Raw genomic sequence first — 17703 nt, forward strand, 5'->3', positions numbered from 1 at the left:
GCCCCGCCCCCTGGTCACGCCGCCCGGTTCGCCCGCGCGCTCACCAGCGGGAACACGGTGCGCCCTTCCACCATCGTTCGCGTCGACCCGCCGATCCAGATCCGGCCGCGGCCGTCGCGGTCGACGTCGACGCGGCCGGCGCGGCCGAGCCGGGTGCCCTGGGCGGCGCGGTAGGGCCCGTTCGCCCGGCCGGTGTCGTAGAGCCAGCCGGCGACCGACGCGTTGAGGCTGCCGGTCACCGGATCCTCGACGATCAGGCCGCGGTGGTCGCTGAAGAAGGCGCGCAGCTCGAAGGCCGCCTCGGCTCCCTTCGGATGCGCGCCGACGACGCCGACGTCGATCTTGCGCGGGTGGCCGCGCCGCGGCTCCAGCGCCAGCACCGCCTCGGCCGAGCCGAGCATGATGCCGAGCCAGCCCGGACCGTTGTCGATCCAGCGCGCGTCGACCACCGCGTCGCGGCCGATGCCGAGGAGGTCCAGCGCCTCGTCCAGTTCGGCGTCGGTCGGCTTGCCGGAGCGCAGCAGCGGCGGCGCGGCGAAGGCGAGGCCGCCGTCGGTGCCACGTCGGATCTCGACCAGCCCGGCGCCGCATTCCTGCACGATCCGGCGCGGATCGCGCGGCCGGCCGTTCTGCGTCAGCCAGGTGTGGCAGGTGCCGAGCGTCGGATGACCGGCGAAGGGCAGTTCGCCCGAGAGCGTGAAGATCCGCACCCGGTAGTCGGCCTCGGGCCGGGTCGGCGGCAGCAGGAAGGTGGTCTCCGAGAGGTTCAGCCAGCGCGTGATCGCCAGCATGTCGTCGGTGTCGAGGTCGGTCGCGTCGGTCACCACCGCCAGCGGGTTGCCGCTGAACGGGCGGGTGCCGAAGACGTCGACGAGATCGAGGCGATGGACCATGGCAAGGCACTCCGGATCGGACGGTCCCCGCGGGACCGGCACGCACCGTCCTAGCAAAGTGACACACTTTGCCGTAAGGTGGAAAAGTGTACCGACACACTATCGTCGCGGAACCTGATCCCCCATGCGCCTCGCCTCCCCCTGGACGCCCCGCCTCGCCGGCTCCGGCCTGCCGCACGAGCGGCTCGCCGCGGCGATCGCCGAGGATCTCCAGTCCGGCGCGATCGCGCCCGGCGACCGCCTGCCGCCGCAGCGCGACGTCGCCTGGCGGCTCGGCCTCGCGGTCGGCACCGTCGGCAAGGCCTACGCCGCCCTCGAGCGCCGCGGCCTCGTCGAGAGCGTCCACGGCCGCGGCAGTTTCGCCGCCGGCCTCAAGACCGACGACGCCGGCCCGGCCGACCTCGCGGTCAACCGGCCGCCGCAGATGCTCGACGACCGCCTGCTCGCCGCCACCCTCGCCACCGTCGCCCGCCGGCTCGACGCCGACGCCTTCGGCGGCTACGCGCCCTCCGCCGGCCGGCCGGTACACCGGGCGATGATGGCGCGCTGGCTCGCCCGCCAGGGCCTGCCGGCCGCGCCCGAGACCGTGCTCCTGACCAACGGCGCCCAGCACGCCCTCTCCGTCGCGCTCGACCTCGCCTGCCCGCCGGGCACGCTGCTCCTCGTCGAGCGTTTCACCTATCCGGCCGTACCGCTGTTCGCCCGCCACCGCGGCGTCGAGGTCCGCGGCCTCGCCGTCGACGGCGAGGGCATGCGCCCCGACGCCCTCGCCGAGGCGCTCGCCGACGCCGCCCGCGCCGGCCGCCGCGCCGCGCTCTACCTGATGCCGACGGTGCAGAACCCGACCGCCGCCGCCATGGGCCCGGCGCGCCGGCGCGCCATCGCCGACCTCGTCGCCCGCCACGACGCGACCATCGTCGAGGACGAGGTCTACGCCGGCCTCGCCGAGGCGCCGCCGCCGCCGATCGCCGCCCTGGCGCCGGAGCGCACGCTCCACGTCACCGGCCTCTCCAAGGTGCTGAGCCCCGGGCTCCGGATCGGCGCGCTGGTGGTGCCGCGCGCCCTCGCCGCCGCCGCCGCCGAGCGGGTTCAGGCCGCCTGCACGTCGGTGTCGGTGCTGTCCTGCCTGATCATGGAGACCTGGTTCGCCGACGGCACCGCCGACGTCGTCGCCCGCGCCATCCGCGAGGAGGCCCGCGCCCGCCTCGCGCTCGCCCGCGCCAAGCTGCCCGACGCCAAATTCGCCGCCGGCGGCTACCATCTCTGGATGCCGATGCCCACCGCCGCCGCGGCCGAGTTCGTCGCCCGCGCCGCCGCGGCCGGGGTGCTTCTGATGTCGGCGCGCGCACCGCTCGCCGATCCCGCCGATCCCGTGGGCGGCGTCCGCGTCAGCGTCGGCGGCCCGGCCCGGCCGACGCTTGAGCGGGCGCTCGACGTGCTCGCCGGCCTGTCCGAGCCGCCCGCGATGGCGGCGATCTGAGTCCCGAGCCCTGCGAGGAGCACCCGACCGGGCGCCGGCCGGATGGCAGGAACCTCCCGCCGTCCCGGCTCGGCCGGGGCGTCGGGAGCCGGCGGAGACTCTTCCTCAACCCGCCGCGGGCGGTGCCGTCGGGGCGGCGGTGTTCTCGGCGCTGGTGCCGCCGCCGGCGCCGAGCGGCACGGCGGTGCCGTTCTCGATCAGCGCCGGGCGGTTGGGATCGCCGAGTTCGAGGTAGCGCTTGCGGTAGTCGTCGAGGAAGGCCTGCAGCGTGCCGACGTTGGCGATCGACTTGACCACCTCCTGGAAGCTGCCGCCGGCCACCTGCATCCGGCTCGTCACCGCCTCGAAGGCGGCGCCGTTGGCGGTCTCGGCCATCTTCTTGGAATACTTGGCGCGCAGCCGGTCGAGGCTGAGGCGGTCGCCGGCGAGCGTGAAGCTGATGCCGGCCTTCAGCACCTGCATCTGCTCGAGATCCGACAGCGGCAGCGGCTCGTTCCAGCGGCCGCCGAGCATGCGCTCGTACTGGTCGCCGGCGTCCTCGTAGCGGTCGTTCTCCCACAGGATGTCGGCGCGCAGGCGCTCGATGTCGCCGCCGCGCAGCGGCTTCAGGAGGTCGAGCGCGAGGTCGGGCTTGCCGGTCTCGGCGAGCGCGCGCGCCTCCACCGAGCGGCGCTGGCGCTCGATGCCGGCCGGCAGTTCGGACTGCCGGGTGCGGCTGAGGATCAGCAGCGCGCGGTCGGGGCGCTGGTCGAGCAGGTAGACCAGCGCGAGGTCGGCCGCCACCTGGGCGCGGGCGGCGCCGCGCAGGCGGTTCTCGACCTGATAGGTCAGCAGTTGCTGGGCCTGCGGCAGCAGGTCGACGTCGACCAGCCGCTCGGCCAGCTTGCGCACCATGGCGTCGCCGCGCCGGCCGTTCGGCGTCAGCTCGCGGAAGTCGTAGTAGAGCGCCAGCGCCTCGGTCGGCTTCATCTCGTCGGCTTTGCCGTCGAGGTAGAGCGAGGCGAAGGCGGCCTGCATCTCGTCCTGCATCAGCCGGGTGGTCTGGGCGTTCGGGTCGATCTGCATCGCCGAGCGCATCACCTCGAAGGCGCGGCGGTAGTTGCCCTTCTCGATCGAGTACTGGCCGAGCGTGCGCAGCGTGTTGAGCTCGATGTCGTCGCCGCGCCAGGCCACCGCCAGTTGCTCCAGGCGGTCGAGCGCCTGGTCGAGGGTGATCAGCCCCTCGCGGCGCTGCAGCAGCACCAGCCGGTAGGTCGCCTCGGCCGCCACCGGACCACGGCCGGTGCGCACCACGTTGGAAAGGATGCCGATGGCGTCGCCGGCGTGACCGTCGGCGTCGATGGCGCGGGCGTTGAGGAGGTCGAGTTCGGCGAGTTCGTCAGGCCTCAGCGCCTTCGGGTCGATTTCCGAGAGCAGCGTCCGCGCCTTGGCGTAGTCGTTGAGCTCGAGCGCGGTCGCCACCGACGCCAGCATGAAGCGGCGCTGGATCACCCGCGGGAACGAGCCGATCACCTCCTCGGCGCGCGGCATCTGTTTGCGCGCGTCGGTGTGCCGGCCGAGGTCGACGTCGGCGATGGTCCGCCAGACCGCGGCATAGGGGCTGTCGGCGAGTTCGGGCCGGTCGAGCATCGACAGCGCCTCGGTCGGGCGGTGCATCAGCAGCGAGGCGCCCGCCCGCAGCACCGCCATGCGCTGCGACGTCTCCTCCTCCGGCGCGATCGAGCCGATCAGGCGCAGGATGCCGAGCGCTTCGGAGCCGAGACCGTTGGCGAGGTTGAACTTGGCGAGCTTGTACCAGCGGTCGACCCGGTCCGACTTCTCGCGCGCCTGCGAGACCTGACCCATCAGGTCGTGGCGCTTGTGCCAGAAGTCGGCGGCGTCGCCGGCCTCGGTGTCGGCGAAGTCGACGAAGCCGGGCCGTCCGCCGAGCGAGGAGCCGATCGACGCCGGCAGGTCGAGCACGGCGGCGCGCTTCGGTGCCGTGTCGGTGGAGATCGAGAGGCCGCCGGGACGGCGCAGCGACACCAGCTCCCCCTCGGACTTGACCTGGAGGTCGTCGACCTTGGGCAGGAAGGCGAGGCCGTGCGCCGACGACAGCGCCTCCACCTCGGCGAAGGTCTGCGGCTTGATCAGGCCGCGCGGCTGGCCGCGGCCGGTGATCACCAGGACCTCGTCGCCCGAAGCGGGGTCGGTGATGTGGTGCATCGCCGAAACCGGGCCGAACGGGATCTCCAGCGCCGCCGCGCCGTCGCCGGCGATCGAGCGCTTGATCGGCAGCGGCCGGGTCGGCGCCATCACCATGTCGCCGATCGTCACGACCCAGAAGGTGCCCTCGGGGTTCAGCGTGGCGAGCAGAGGTTCTGCCATCTCGATGCGGATCGCCTGTGCCTCGCCGCCGATCTTCATCGGCTCGATCGAACGGGCGTAGCCGGCCAGCGCGTCCTGCAACGGCGCCGCGTCGATCGGCGAGGGATCGTCGAACACCAGCCAGACCGCCGGGCCACGGCTGAACAGGGCCGCGCCGATCTCGCCGTGGTAGGGGAAGACCACGCGCGTCGCGCTGCCGATCCGCTTGGCCTCGACCCGGATGGTGCCGTCGGCGAGGGCGTGCTCGTCGCCGCCGTCGGGCAGTTCGGCGAGTTGCCCACCCGTCGGCTTCACCCGGGCGGACGACGGGGCGGCGTATTCCTCGGCCGTGGCGTCGGCGGCCGTGGTCGCGTGCGGCGCCTCGTGCGCGTCGGGAGCGGCGTGGCCGCCGGGGGCGGCGTGGCTGTCGGCGGCCGCGTCGTGGGCCTCCGGGACCGGCGGCAGCACGGCGAGACCGCCCTCGGCCGGAACTTCGTGTCCGACGTCCGCGGCATGGGACGCCGCCGTGCCGTGCCCGTCGGCTGCCGGTGCGGCACCGTGACCCTCGGCCGGCGCGGGCGCACCGTGACCCTCGGCAGCCGGCGTCGCACCGTGGCCCTCGGCGGCGTGGCCGGCCGGAACCACCGGGGTCGTGTCCTCGACGCCCGGCGCGTGCACCTCCTCGGTGGCCGTCGGCGGCGCCTCGCTGCCGTCGCGCGTCGCGGCGTGGACGATGGCGTCGTGCGGGCGCAGGGCGGCGGGGTCGACGTGACCCTGGATGTCGACGACGTAGGTGTTCTCGTCCTTGAAGGCGCGCACGTCGGCGCTCGGCTGCACCGACAGCAGCACCGTGATGCCGTCGTCGTCGCTCTCGGTGGAGATGTCGTCCAGATAGGGCGGCATGTCCATCCGCACGGTCGACAGGTCGACCTTGGCCTTGCGGTTGAAGCGGACGCTGACGCCGGAATCCTGGCGCTGGAAATCGGCCTCGAAGGGAACGTTCCAATGGAACGTCAACCGGCTGAAGGTCGGCGCGCGGGCGACGGTGAGGTCGAGCTTGGCCGCCTTGGAGCCGGCCACCTTCAGCATCTCGGCCTCGCGGGCGCGGCGGGCGGCGTCCTCGGCCCGCCGCGCGAGTTCGGCGATGATCTCGTCGGGCAGCCGCGGCGGCGGACCGGCCCAGTCGGCCGGCAGGAAGTCGAGGAACAGCTTCGGACCCGCTTCCATGGTGTTGACACGGGTGCCGCGGGTCAGCGCGAAGCGGGCGCCGCGGCCCTCCGGGTCGGCGCGGGCGATCATCACGAACTTGGACAGCATCGACGACACCCGGGAGACGTCGATCTCGACCGGGTCCTCGAAGTGCAGCACGAGCACGCCGTTGTCGGTGTTCACCGTGTAGGCGGGCAGGATGTTCTTGTCGGCGAACGAGACGATGATGCGCCCGAAATTCGCCTCGGGCTTGATCTCGACCGAGACCGCCTGGGCCGCCGCGGTCATCACCGTCCACAGGAGCGCGGCGACGAGGCATACCACGGACGCGATCCACCGCCCGACGTCGCCGCCGGGCCGGTCGACGACACCGACCGCATTCCGGCGTTCAGTTGTCACCATGGCCTCGCCCACCGGCCGCTTCCTGCGGCCTCTCGGGACGACCCTACGGACGCGCGTTTAAGCCGCCGTTAAATCGAAGGCTCGAATCAGCCGTTCGGCGCGGGTTGGATCTTCGGCAACGCCGCCGGATCGGTCGGCCCGGCGTCGCCGCCGCTCTCGGGCACCGGGATCGTCATCTCGTCCGGGGTGCCACCGGGCACCAGCGGGATCGCCAGCGGCGCCTGGGACGACGGCTCGTCGGTCATGCGCACCACGATCTGGCGCGGGCCCTGGTCGCCGGCGAGCAGCAGGGTCAGCCGCGCCGCCTTGGTAGGCGCCATCGCCGCCAGGATCGGCGAGAGCTTGCGCGGGTTCATCTTGCGGGCGATGGCGGTCAGCACGGAGACGTCGAGCGAGTTGAACACCTCGGCGGCCGCCTTCGGCTTCATCGCCTCGTAGAGCTGCACCAGCCCCTTGATCTGCTCGTCCTCCTGCTCGGCCGCCGCCGCGCCGGGGGCGGCCGCCCCGCCCTGCCCTGCCGCTGCGCCGCCGCCGCCGGGCACCGTGTTCAGCTGGTTCTCGATCGACTTCAGCTCGTCGACGCGCTGCTGCAGCCGGATCTCGGCGGCGCGCAGCAGCTTCATGCGCACGTCGATCTCCTGCTGGCGGCGGTCGAGTTCGTCGCGTCGCTTGCCGAGCGCCTCGAGGACGGCCGCCTCCGAGGTCGAACCCGGCGGCTGGTACTCCTCCGGCCGCACGGTCGAGACGCCCTCGGGCAGCTTGGGGCCGCTGGAACCGTGTCCGCCCTCGGCCGGAGCCCCGTGACCGCCTTCGGCGGGAGCCGCGTGACCGCCCTCGGCCGGCGCCGCGCCGTGCTCACCGGCGGCCGGAGCCGCCTCGCCGTGTCCACCTTCCGCGGGCGCCGCGGCGTGCTCGCCCGCGGCCGGAACCGCCTCGCCGTGACCACCCTCGGCGGGCGCAGCGGCACCGTGCTCGCCCGCGGCCGGAGCCGCCTCGCCGTGGCCACCTTCCGCCGGCGCGGCTTCGCCGTGGCCGCCCTCGGCGGGGGCCGCTTCGCCGTGACCGCCCTCGGCCGGCGCGCCGTGACCGCCGCCGTGGCCGCCACCCTCCTGCTGCTTGGCGAGCGCCTCGGCCTCCTTGGCGAGGTCGAGCGGCGCGCCGAGGATGATCGGGTCCTCGATCGATTCCGCGTCGGCCGGCTTGGCGGCGCCGTGCCCGCCCTCGGCCTCGCCGCCGTGTCCGCCGTCGCCCGCCGCCACCGCCGCGACCGGGCCGAGCGCGAAGGAACCGGCGCCGGTGGCGAGGCCCACCAGCTTCAGCACCAGCAGCGCCGAGGTCGCGAACAGGACGATCGGGAGGAGGCGGAGCGTCTTCATGGCTTGCTCAGGCGGCCTCCTCGCGGGAGCGGCGGTAGGCGGCGAGCCGCTCGGCCGCGGCTTCCGCGGCGGCCTGGAGGCCGCGGGCGGCGGGTTCGCGGGCCGGCGCCGCCGGCGTCTCGGGCGCGGGCGCGGCCGCCTTGCCCGGCATCGCCGCGCCGACGATGGCGCCGATCCGGCGCACGATCTCCGAACCGGCCACGAGCTGGCGGTCGAGGTCGCCGACCAGCGCCTCCGCCGCCTTCATCCGGCCGCCGAGCGAGGTTTCGCAGGCGTTGGCGGTGGCCTTGAGGCCGAGGATCGCCCGTTCGGCGATCTCGGTGGCCGTGATCAGCTCGGCAATGGTGGCGCGCAGCACCTCCTCGTCGGCGCGCAGCCGGGTCAGGCGCCGGTTCAGCACCATGCAATAGCCGATGGTGAGGACGAGCAGCACGGCGACCACGACCTCGATCGCCATTCCGAGTGAGAAACCCGTCGTCATGTCTGCTCCAGCTCCTTCTGCACCGCCCGCTCGAACGCGGCCAGCGTCATGCGCGGCCGCCGGAGCGGCCGGTTCACCTTCACCGACACCTTCTCGCCGAGCCGGCCGATGTGCCCCGTGGTCAGGTGCACGCTGCCGCACTTCACCGCGATCGGGTCCTGCGGCGACACGTTGAACACCAGCGTCTGCCCGACCTCGAGGTCGAGCACCATCGACAGCGGCAGGTCCTCCTCGCACATCACCGCGTCGACCGCGATGCCGGCGTGGAAGATCTCGGTGGCGAGATGGCCCTCCCAGATGGTGTCGCGGCCGAACTTCTCGCCCATGATCATCTGCAGCAGCAGATGCCGGATCGGTTCGATGGTCGCGTAGGGCAGCAGCATCTCGATTTTGCCGCCGCGGTCCTCCATGTCGACGCGGAACTGCACCAGGATGCAGGCGTTCGCGGGCCGCGAGATCGGCGCGAAGCGCGGGTTGGTCTCGAGGCGCTCCAGCGTGAAGTCGATCTGCGTCAGCGGCGCGAAGGCCTTGGCGGCGTCGGCGAGCAGGATCTCGATCATCCGCCGCACGAGGTTCATCTCGATCGTGGTGTAGGGCCGGCCCTCGACGCGGATCGCGGTGGTGCCGCGGCCGCCGCCGAGCAGCACGTCGATGATCGAGTAGATCAGCGAGGAATCGACCGTGACGAGGCCGTAGTTGTCCCACTGCTCGGCCTTGAACACCGAGAGGATGGCCGGCAGGGGGATCGAGTTCAGATAGTCGCCGAAACGCACCGACGAGATCGAATCGAGCGAGACCTCGACGTTGTCGGAGGTGAAGTTGCGCAACGAGGTCGTAGTCTCGCGGACGAGCCGGTCGAACACGATCTCCAGCATCGGCAGGCGCTCGTAGGACACGAGCGCCGAGTTGACCAGCGCGCGGATGCCGCTCTGGTCGGAGGCGAAATGGTCGTCGAGGTTGAAGCCGAGGAGGTTGTCGATCTCCTCCTGGTTCAGCACGCGATCGGCGCCGCGCGAGGTCTGGTCGAGCTCGCCGTCGTTGTCGTCGATCATCGCCGCCCACTGGGCGGCGACGGCGTCGGCGTTCTCGACGCCCTGCTCCTCGAGCGCGGCGCCCCATTCCGCCGCGAGGTCGTCCATGTCGCCGCCCTTCTGCTCGGCGAGCGCGGCACCCCAGTCGGCGGAGAGGTCTTCGTCCTCGTTTTCCATCGCGCTCACGTCCTCACTGCACGATGACGTTCTTGAACAGCACGTCGTCGACCCGCGCCGGATAGACCGCGATGTTGATCCGGCGCTGCAGTTCCTCCTTCAGCCGGTACAGCCCGGCCGAGCCCTGCAGGTCCGACACCCGGAGTTCGCGCATGTAGGTCTGGAAGGCGTCGAGCACGCGCGGCATGTTCGGCTCGACCAGCTTCAGCATGTTCTCGTCCGAGAGCTCCAGCGCGACCTGGAGCTTGACGTAGGCGGCGTGGTTCTCGGTGGTGGAGAGGTTCAGGATCATCACCGGCAGGTCGTAGTAGTAGGCCGTCGGCTGCTGCTCTTCGACGATCTGCTTGGCGGTCTCGGCCGGGTCGGGCTCGCCGCCCATCATCATGAAGGCCGCGCCGCCGCCGCCGACCAGGAGCAGCAGCAGGCCGCCGCCCGCCGCGATGACGAGCTTCTTGTTGGCGAGGAGGCCCTTCAGACCCTTCTTGCCCTCGCCGCCTTCCGCTTCGCCCTCGTCGTCCTTGGCCATGCCCCGCTCGCCCGCCGGATCCCGCGTCGCCGACTCTCGCGCGGCGCCGTCCCGTCCCTCCGGTGGACGTTGCGGCCGCAATGGTTAACGAAACGTTGACGGTTCGTTAACTCCCCGGCAAATCCTGCCGCCCCGACCCGGCACCCGGCAGCTTCGTTACCGCGCGGTTAACCCTCCTGCACCACGATGCCGCTGTTTTCATTGGATTTTCGAGTTGGCACGGCTCCTGCGAGGCAGTCGTCGGAGCCGCGGCGCTGGGGAGCGCTTCCCGCGGGTCCGCCAGGACTTGGGGATTCACATGGAGAACGCCTCTCTGGTGGGGCTTTCCCGTCAGATCGTCCTTCAGCGCAAGCTGACGGTGATCGCGGACAACCTCGCCAACATGACGACCGCCGGCTTCAAGCGGGAGGACCTCGGTTCCGAGGAGGCCTTCATGCCGAAGAGCCGCACCAACCTGTTCGAGCGCCGCGACACCCGCGACAGCTACGTCCGGGAAAAGGCGACCGTCACCGACTTCAGCCAAGGCGAGATCGAGCTCACCGGCAATCCCTTCGACCTCGTCATCGAGGGCGAGGGCTTCTTCGTGGTGCAGGCCCCCGAGGGCGAACGCTACGCCCGCGGCGGCAATTTCGTCCTGGATTCCCAGGGCCGTCTGGTCACGCCCGACGGCTACCCCGTCCAGGGCGAGGGCGGCGACATCGTGTTCGCCCGCAACGAGCACGACGTCGCGGTCGGCGCGGACGGCACGGTGTCGTCGAGCGCCGGCGAGAAGGGCCGCCTCCGGATCGTGAACTTCGCCAACCCGGGCCAGTTGGTGAAGCAGGGCAAGAACCTGTTCCGGTCGCAGGTCGCGCCGACGGCGGACCCGGACGCCCGCGTCAAGCAGGGCGCGATCGAACGGTCCAACGTCTCGGGCATCGTCGAGATCAACACGATGATCGAGGTCACGCGCGCCTACGAACAGATCTCCGATCTCATCAAGAAGCAGAGCGACTTGAGCTCGAAGGCGATCGAACGCCTCGGCTCGCTGCAGGCTTGACCGGTGGAAGGATAGGGACGAATGAAAGCTCTCAACATCGCCGCCACCGGCATGATGGCCCAGGAGATGAACGTCAACATCATCTCCAACAACATCGCCAACATGCGCACGACCGGCTACAAGCGCCAGCGCGTCGACTTCCAGGATCTCTACAACCAGAACCTCCGCCGCCAGGGCGCGAGCACGTCGGAGGCCGGCACCATCGTCCCGGCCGGCGTGCAGGTCGGCTCCGGCGTGCGCGTCGTCGCCACCCCGCGCATCATGAGCCAGGGCGACATCGAGCAGACCGACAAGGACACCGACGTCGCCGTCCGCGGCGAGGGCTACGTCCAGGTCCAGATGCCCGACGGCCGCACGGGCTACACCCGCGACGGCTCGTTCGAGATCGACGCCACCGGCACCATCGTCACCCAGGACGGCTATTCCGTGCTGCCGGCGATCACCGTGCCGCCGAATTCCAAGGACCTGACGATCAGCCAGACCGGCACGGTCCAGGTCACGGTCGGCAACGCGACGACGCCGACCGTGCTCGGCCAGATCCAGCTCGCCCGCTTCGTCAACAAGGCCGGCCTCGAGGCGATCGGCGACAACCTGTTCGTCGAGACGACGTCGAGCGGCGCGGCGCTGGTCGGCAACCCCGGCGACGAGGGCTTCGGCACCATGCTCCAGGGCCACCTGGAAATGGCCAACGTGGTCCCCGTCTCCGAACTGTCGTCCCTGATCGCCGCCCAGCGCGCCTACGAGATGAACTCCCGCATCATCCGGGCCGCGGACGAGATGTCCCAGGCGATCGCCAACCTGAAGTAAGGAGGCCGATCCATGACCCGTGCCTTCCTCCTGCGCCTCGTCGGCGCGGCGCTGATCGCCGCGCTCGCCGCGACGCTGATCACGCTCCGGCCCGCCGCGGCGGCGACGCTGAGGCCGCACGCCATCGTCACGACCGACCTCGTCACCCTCGGCGACCTGTTCGACGGCGCCGGCGAACGCGCCGCGACGCCGGTGTTCCGCTCGCCCGACGCCGGCGTCGACGGCGCCCTGCCCGCCGCCGACGCCCTCGCGGCCGCCCGCGCCGCCGGCCTCGCCGTCGACCCGACCGCGATCGACGTCGTCACCGTCGTCCGCGCCGGCACCGAGGTCGACGAGGCGATGCTGACCACCCTCGTCCGCGACGCCGTCGCCGGCCGCCTCCGGGTCGCCCCGGAGAGCCTCGACATCGACTTCGACGCCCTCGTCGGCCCGATCACCGCCGACGCCGGCGCCGACCGTCCGGTCACCCTGGTGGCGCTGTCGGTCCAGGGCGGCTCCGGCCGCTTCGACGCCCGCCTCGCCGTCGACGTCGGCGCCGAGACCCGCACCGTCGAGGTCGGCGGCCGCGCCGTCGAGATGATCGACGTGGTGGTGCTGAAGCGCGACCTCGAGCGCCGGCAGGTCGTGCGCGCCGACGACATCGCGGTCGAGCGCGTCGAACGCCGCCGCATGGGCCGCAGCGCGCTCGCCGAGCCGGACGCGGTGGTCGGCCTCGCCGCCCGCCGGGCCCTGCGCGGCGGCGACACCCTGAGCCCGGTCGATCTCGAGCCGCCGCGCCTCGTGCTGCGCGGCGAGCAGGTGACGCTGAGCTACGCCCGGCCCGGCATCACCCTGTCGGCCCGCGGCCGCGCCCTCGCCGACGGTGCGCTCGGCGAGACCGTCACCGTCCTCAACGAGCAGAGCCGCCGCACCGTCGAGGGCATCGTCACCGCGAACGGCGTCGTCACGGTCGCGCGCGGTACCCAGCATCCCGCGGCGGCCACCGCCGCCCTGACCCAGTGAGAGCCGCCATGTCCCGCCGTCCGGCCCCCACCCTCGCCCGCACCCTCCCCGGCCTAGCCCTGGTCGTGGTCTCGCTCGCCGGCTGCGGCGGCGCCGCCGACCGCCTGTCGCAGGTCGGCCAGGCCCCCGCGCTGTCGGCGATCGAGAACCCGACCGCCCAGGCCGGCTACCGCCCCGTGCAGATGCCCATGCCGGTCGTGCAGCCGGTCAGCTACGCCCCGGCCTCGCTGTGGCAGTCGGGCTCGCGCACCTTCTTCAAGGACCAGCGCGCCCGCAACATCGGCGACATCCTGACGGTCAAGGTCCGGATCACCGACAAGGCGGAGATCGAGAACTCCACCGCGCGCTCGCGCACCTCCAGCGATTCCATGGGCATGGAGGGCGTGCTCGGCAACGGCATCACCAGCGTGCTGCCCGGCGGCACCAGCGCCGACGCGCTCGTCTCCAACAAGGGCGCCAGCGCGTCGAGCGGCACCGGCACGGTGAACCGCTCGGAGGACGTCACCACCGACGTCGCCGCCGTGGTCACCCAGCAGCTGCCCAACGGCAACCTCGTCATCGAGGGCCGCCAGGAGGTCCGGATCAACTTCGAGGTCCGCGAGATGATCGTCGCCGGCGTGGTCCGGCCCGAAGACATCGGCTCGGACAACACCATCGACAGCGCCAAGATCGCCGAGGCCCGCATCTCCTACGGCGGCCGCGGCCAGATCACCGACGTCCAGCAACCCCGCTACGGCCAGCAGGTCCTCGACGTGCTGCTGCCGTTCTGATCGCGGCGCGGGACGAGGGTCCCGCGTCGCCACCCCGTCCGCCCGGCCGGCGCTCCCCAAGCATCGGCCGCCCGGGCGGCCTTCCGCCGTGCGGCGCCGCTCCCCAAGGGCCGCCGGCGGTTCGCGGACCCGCGGCATCCCCAGGCCGCGGCGGTCCGCAACGTCCCCTCGGGCGCGGTCGCCGGCTCCCCAAGTCGAAGGCGGCCGCGCCCGACGGGCTCGTCCCGTTCCACGAACGAAGACGGCGCCGCCCTGGCGGGCGGCGCCGTCTTCGTTTCCGATGCGCGGGGTCGGGCGGCCGGCCGCGCTCAGTCGTCGCGGTAGACGCGCTCGCGGCGCTCGTGACGCTCCTGCGCCTCGATCGACAGCGTCGCGATCGGGCGGGCGTCGAGACGCTTCAGCGAGATCGGCTCGCCAGTCTCCTCGCAATAGCCGTAGGAGCCGTCGTCGATCCGCTTGATCGCGGCCTCGATCTTGGAGATCAGCTTGCGCTGGCGGTCGCGGGCGCGCAGCTCGATCGCGCGATCGGTCTCGGACGAGGCACGGTCGGCGATGTCGGGCAGGTTGATGTTGTCGTCCTGGAGATGCTGGAGCGTCTCCTTGCTCTCACGCAGGATGTCGTCCTTCCAGGCGGTCAGCTTGCGCCTGAAGTACTCCCGCTGCCGGTCGTTCATGAACGGCTCGTCTTCGGTCGGCCGGTAGTCCTCAGCCAGTTCGATCGACATACGAAGTCCTCTCCCAGCGTCGAACGCGGGCGGGAATATAGCCATCGCGACCGCGCGCCACAACGACTATCGCCGCAGTGCGTCGCAATCCCATGACTATTCCGAATGCCGTTTCGTTTCCGTATGTTATGGGTCGTCGCTCACGCTCCGGGACGGTCGACGTAGCGCCCGAGCTTGGCGAGTTCCACCTCCGCACGGAGGTTGATGTCGGCGATCAGGGCGTCGAGTCCGTCGTCGCCGGAACTCTCGAGCGTGCCGAGCAGCGCCACCACGCGATCGAGCGCGGCGCCGGACACCGTGCCCGAGAGCAGGCCGACCTTGATCTCCTCGAGGACGTCGAGGAGGTCGTGGCCACGCTTGGCGGCCCGGCGCTTGCGGCGCGGCCCGTCGGGATCGATCGACTGCAAGGCGAGCAGGGCGTCGAGGCCGGCGAGCGCCGCGGGGCCGGACGACGGCCCGGAGGCGGAGGCGCGCGGCGCGGCCTCGGCGGCGGCCGGCGCGAAGGCCGCACCGGATCCGCCCGTGCGCGCGCCCTGGACGCCGCCCTGCAGTCCGACCGGCCGACCCGTCCCGCTGATCCTCATCCCGCGCACCCGGTTCGCACGAACTCGTTTCCGATCGGCAATTTCGGCCGCGATCGGTTAACGAGCCGTTAACGACCGGGCAAAGCCTGCCGCCCGGACCGGACCCTGCCGTCACCACGGATCCGGAAACACCGCCAAATCAACGTCCTGTGGCGGAGACGGCTCTGGCACGGCGCTTGCGGATCGAACGGTCGGGAGCATCCCGTGGGGACGGGATCGACGATGGTGAAACGGATGCGGCTGGTTTGCGCCCTGTGCGCGATCTTTCTCGTCCTGTCCGCGGTGGCCGCCGATGCGGCGTCGCGGATCAAGGACATCGTCAATGTCGAGGGCGTTCGCGAGAACCAGCTCATCGGCTACGGCCTCGTCGTCGGCCTGCAGGGCACCGGCGACAGCCTCAACAATTCGCCCTTCACCAAGCAGAGCCTGCAGGCGATGCTGGAGCGCCTCGGCGTCAACGTCCGCGACGCCAACATGCGCACGGCCAACGCCGCGGCGGTGATGGTGACGGCGCACCTGCCGCCCTTCGCCACCGCCGGCAGCCGGATCGACGTCAACGTCAGCGCCCTCGGCGACGCCAAGAGCCTGCAGGGCGGCCAGCTGCTGGTCACGCCGCTGATGGGTGCCGACGGCGAGGTCTACGTGATCGCCCAGGGCGCCATCGCGATCGGCGGCTTCCAGGCCACCGGCGCCGCCGCCGAGATCACCCGCGGCGTGCCGACCCAGGGCCGCATCGCCAACGGCGGCGTCATCGAGCGCGAGATCGCCTTCCGGCTCGGCGAGATGGCCTCGGTGCGGCTGTCGCTGCGCAACCCCGACTTCACCACCGCCCGCCGCATCGCCCTCGCCATCAACGACCTCTACGGCTCCGGCGTCGCCGAGCCGACCGATCCGTCGACGGTCCGGCTGTCGCTGCCGAAGAAATACGACGGCAACATCGTCGACCTCCTGACCGAGGTCGAGCAGCTGATCGTCGAGCCCGATCTGCCGGCCAAGGTGATCATCGACGAGGCCACCGGCATCATCGTGATGGGCCAGGAGGTGCGCGTCTCCACCGTGGCGGTCGCCCAGGGCAACCTCACCGTGATGATCACCGAGACGCCGCAGGTGTCGCAGCCGGCGCCCTTCTCCAACGGCCAGACCGCCGCGGTGCCGCGCACCCAGGTCAACATCCTCGACGACAAGGAGCGCCGCCTCGCCGTGATCCAGTCCGGCGTGACGCTGCAGGACCTCGTCGACGGCCTCAACGCCCTCGGCCTCGGCCCGCGCGACCTGATCTCGATCCTCCAGGCCATCAAGGCCGCCGGCGCCCTCCAGGCCGACGTCGAGGTGATGTGATGGACGGCGCCCTCGATTTCGCCACGACCACCCGCTATGCCCCCGCCGTCCGGACGCCGAAGGCGACCCGGGACAAGGCCGAGGCCATGCGTCAGGCGCAGGACTTCGAGTCGGTGTTCATCGCCGAGACCATGAAGGCGATGTTCGAGGGAATCGCCGTCGACCCCCTCAACGGCGACGGCAACGCGAACCAGAGCTGGCGGGAGATGCTCGTCGACGAATACGCCAAGTCGATCGAGAAGGCCGGCGGCTTCGGGCTCGCCGAGCCGATCGCGCACCAGTTGCTGCAGATCCAGGAAGCGAACAACGGATGAACACCCAGGCCCGCCCCGCCCGGCCGGCGCAGATCACCTCCCGCGAGATCGCCGTCAAGGTGATCGCCGCGCTCGGCAAGTCCATGGACGACCTCCTCGCCCTGCTCGAGGAGGAGACCCGCCTCGTTCGCGCCGGCAAGCTGCGCGCCGCCGCCGAACTCGCCGAGCCCAAGCAGGAGCAGGCCGCGCTCTACACCCGGCTGATGCTGCTCGCCCGCGACGAGATGAAGACGCTCGCCGCCTACGACCCCGCCGGCATCGACGCGCTGCGCCGACGCCACGACCTGTTCCGCGCCGAGGTCCAGATCAACCTCGCGGTGCTCGCCACCGCCCAGGACGTCGCGGAGGGGCTCTTGCGCTCGGTCGCGACCGAGGTCGGCACCGCCGGACAGGCCCGCACCTACGGTCAGCGCGGCGCCCTGCCGACCGCCGCCGCCGTCGCGGCCCGGGGCATCGCGATCAACCGCAATCTCTGAGACGGGGCCACGGCCGACCTCGCCCCGGTCGTGCGGGTGTGAACCGCGGCCTTCGAGGGGGGCCCGCATTTTCGCCGCCGCGTTGGATCTTCGTTAAGACCCTCCGGTGCCTCATGGGCGCCGACCGGACCGGAGCGGGCGATTCGCACACGGAAACCGGAGTTCCCTAAAATTTTAGCGAACGCTTGAACGCGACTTTAGCGTCCCGGACCCAACGTGGTGATCGGCATGGAGGATCCGTGCCGAGCCAAGGACCGAGACAATGGAAATCGGCAGCGTCAGACCGGCCGTGACCGGGGTGACCCAGCCGGTGCCGAGAGCGCCGGCGGCGAGCGAGCAATCCGTTCGCACCGACCTGCCCGTGCAGGCGGCGGTCACCGAGGCGGCCAAGTCGGAGAAGAACTTCCTGCGCTCCGCCACCGAGGACGACGGCAGCAGCAGGCAGGGCGCCATCGACGTCGCTCTCAACGGCACCGGAAATCGCAAGAAGACCCAGGAGGTCAAACAGGATTCGGTCGATCGCGAGATCGAGATGGATCCCGAGACCCGCGCGCTGGTGTTCAAGAAGATCGACGTGCAGTCGGGCGACGTGATCGAACAGGTTCCGGAGGAGGCCATGCTGCGCATGCGCCAGATGATCCAGTCCTGGGGCGAGCGCGGCGTCGGCGGCGGCACGGCGACGACACCCGCGCGCACGGCGGCCTACGACCTCACCGCGTGACCCGGT

At 71.8% G+C, this 17703-nt stretch carries 17 protein-coding genes; 9 read left to right on the forward strand and 8 right to left on the reverse strand.

Annotation, left to right across the window (positions count from 1 at the left end):
- Positions 1-14 precede the first annotated feature (14 nt).
- Entirely contained in the window at positions 15-893 is an 879-nt protein-coding gene (locus EDD54_RS07590) for a PhzF family phenazine biosynthesis protein (protein WP_126541647.1), read from the reverse strand.
- A gap of 124 nt (positions 894-1017) precedes the next feature.
- Here EDD54_RS07590 and EDD54_RS07595 point away from each other — a divergent pair, with 124 nt between their 5' ends.
- Entirely contained in the window at positions 1018-2373 is a 1356-nt protein-coding gene (locus EDD54_RS07595) for an aminotransferase-like domain-containing protein (protein ID WP_126541646.1), read from the forward strand.
- A 105-nt stretch (positions 2374-2478) separates the two neighbouring features.
- Here EDD54_RS07595 and EDD54_RS07600 read toward each other — a convergent pair whose 3' ends face one another.
- From EDD54_RS07600 to EDD54_RS07620, 5 genes are all read right to left on the reverse strand, one after another.
- Complete coding sequence (locus tag EDD54_RS07600) at positions 2479-6330, reverse strand: tetratricopeptide repeat protein (protein WP_126541645.1); 3852 nt, start codon at positions 6328-6330, stop codon at positions 2479-2481.
- Positions 6331-6416: 86 nt separating this feature from the next.
- Positions 6417-7706 (reverse strand): MotE family protein, encoded by a 1290-nt coding sequence (locus tag EDD54_RS07605; RefSeq protein WP_126541644.1) that lies wholly within the window; start codon positions 7704-7706, stop codon positions 6417-6419.
- Between the two features lie 7 nt (positions 7707-7713).
- A complete protein-coding gene (locus EDD54_RS07610) occupies positions 7714-8187 on the reverse strand; it encodes a DUF6468 domain-containing protein (protein ID WP_126541643.1) in 474 nt (157 codons plus the stop codon).
- Positions 8184-9395 (reverse strand): flagellar motor switch protein FliM, encoded by a 1212-nt coding sequence (fliM, locus tag EDD54_RS07615; RefSeq protein ID WP_126541642.1) that lies wholly within the window; start codon positions 9393-9395, stop codon positions 8184-8186. Before fliM ends, EDD54_RS07610 begins: the two co-directional genes overlap by 4 nt.
- Positions 9396-9408: 13 nt before the next feature.
- On the reverse strand, positions 9409-9921 hold the full coding sequence (locus EDD54_RS07620; RefSeq protein WP_126541641.1) for a flagellar basal body-associated FliL family protein: 513 nt from the start codon (positions 9919-9921) through the stop codon (positions 9409-9411).
- A 298-nt stretch (positions 9922-10219) separates the two neighbouring features.
- On the opposite strand from EDD54_RS07620, the gene flgF reads away from it, so the two are divergent.
- Genes flgF through flgH form a run of 4 tightly spaced genes read left to right on the forward strand, consistent with a single transcriptional unit; the run spans position 10220 to position 13539 of the window.
- Entirely contained in the window at positions 10220-10960 is a 741-nt protein-coding gene (gene flgF / locus EDD54_RS07625) for a flagellar basal-body rod protein FlgF (RefSeq protein WP_126541640.1), read from the forward strand.
- 21 nt (positions 10961-10981) lie between these two features.
- Positions 10982-11767 carry a flagellar basal-body rod protein FlgG gene (flgG, locus tag EDD54_RS07630; protein WP_126541639.1) on the forward strand — a complete coding sequence of 262 codons (786 nt, stop codon included), beginning with the start codon at positions 10982-10984 and terminating at the stop codon, positions 11765-11767.
- 12 nt (positions 11768-11779) lie between these two features.
- Positions 11780-12769: a flagellar basal body P-ring formation chaperone FlgA gene (gene flgA, locus EDD54_RS07635; protein WP_126541638.1), complete on the forward strand. Its 990-nt coding sequence runs from the start codon at positions 11780-11782 to the stop codon at positions 12767-12769.
- Positions 12770-12777: 8 nt separating this feature from the next.
- On the forward strand, positions 12778-13539 hold the full coding sequence (gene flgH, locus EDD54_RS07640; protein WP_126541637.1) for a flagellar basal body L-ring protein FlgH: 762 nt from the start codon (positions 12778-12780) through the stop codon (positions 13537-13539).
- Positions 13540-13847: 308 nt separating this feature from the next.
- Here the strand turns inward: flgH and dksA are convergent, their stop codons facing one another.
- The gene (dksA, locus tag EDD54_RS07645; RefSeq protein ID WP_126541636.1) at positions 13848-14264 is read right to left on the reverse strand and encodes an RNA polymerase-binding protein DksA; all 417 of its coding nucleotides are present in this window, start codon (positions 14262-14264) and stop codon (positions 13848-13850) included.
- A gap of 140 nt (positions 14265-14404) precedes the next feature.
- A complete protein-coding gene (locus tag EDD54_RS07650) occupies positions 14405-14848 on the reverse strand; it encodes a flagellar assembly protein FliX (protein WP_126541635.1) in 444 nt (147 codons plus the stop codon).
- A 222-nt stretch (positions 14849-15070) separates the two neighbouring features.
- Between EDD54_RS07650 and EDD54_RS07655 the strand changes: the two genes are divergently transcribed.
- The 4 genes from EDD54_RS07655 to EDD54_RS07670 all read left to right on the forward strand — a co-directional run bounded on the left by EDD54_RS07655 (position 15071) and on the right by EDD54_RS07670 (position 17697).
- A complete protein-coding gene (locus tag EDD54_RS07655; protein ID WP_126541634.1) occupies positions 15071-16186 on the forward strand; it encodes a flagellar basal body P-ring protein FlgI in 1116 nt (371 codons plus the stop codon).
- Entirely contained in the window at positions 16186-16500 is a 315-nt protein-coding gene (locus tag EDD54_RS07660) for a rod-binding protein (protein ID WP_126541633.1), read from the forward strand. The genes EDD54_RS07655 and EDD54_RS07660 overlap by 1 nt, the downstream gene beginning before the upstream one ends.
- Positions 16497-16976, forward strand: coding sequence for a flagellar protein FlgN (locus EDD54_RS07665; RefSeq protein ID WP_126541632.1), 480 nt, complete (start codon positions 16497-16499; stop codon positions 16974-16976). Before EDD54_RS07660 ends, EDD54_RS07665 begins: the two co-directional genes overlap by 4 nt.
- Positions 16977-17238: 262 nt before the next feature.
- Positions 17239-17697: a FlaG family protein gene (locus tag EDD54_RS07670; protein WP_126541631.1), complete on the forward strand. Its 459-nt coding sequence runs from the start codon at positions 17239-17241 to the stop codon at positions 17695-17697.
- Positions 17698-17703 lie beyond the last annotated feature (6 nt).

Origin of the sequence: Oharaeibacter diazotrophicus (assembly GCF_004362745.1) — a bacterium.
In the GTDB taxonomy this organism is placed as follows: domain Bacteria; phylum Pseudomonadota; class Alphaproteobacteria; order Rhizobiales; family Pleomorphomonadaceae; genus Oharaeibacter; species Oharaeibacter diazotrophicus.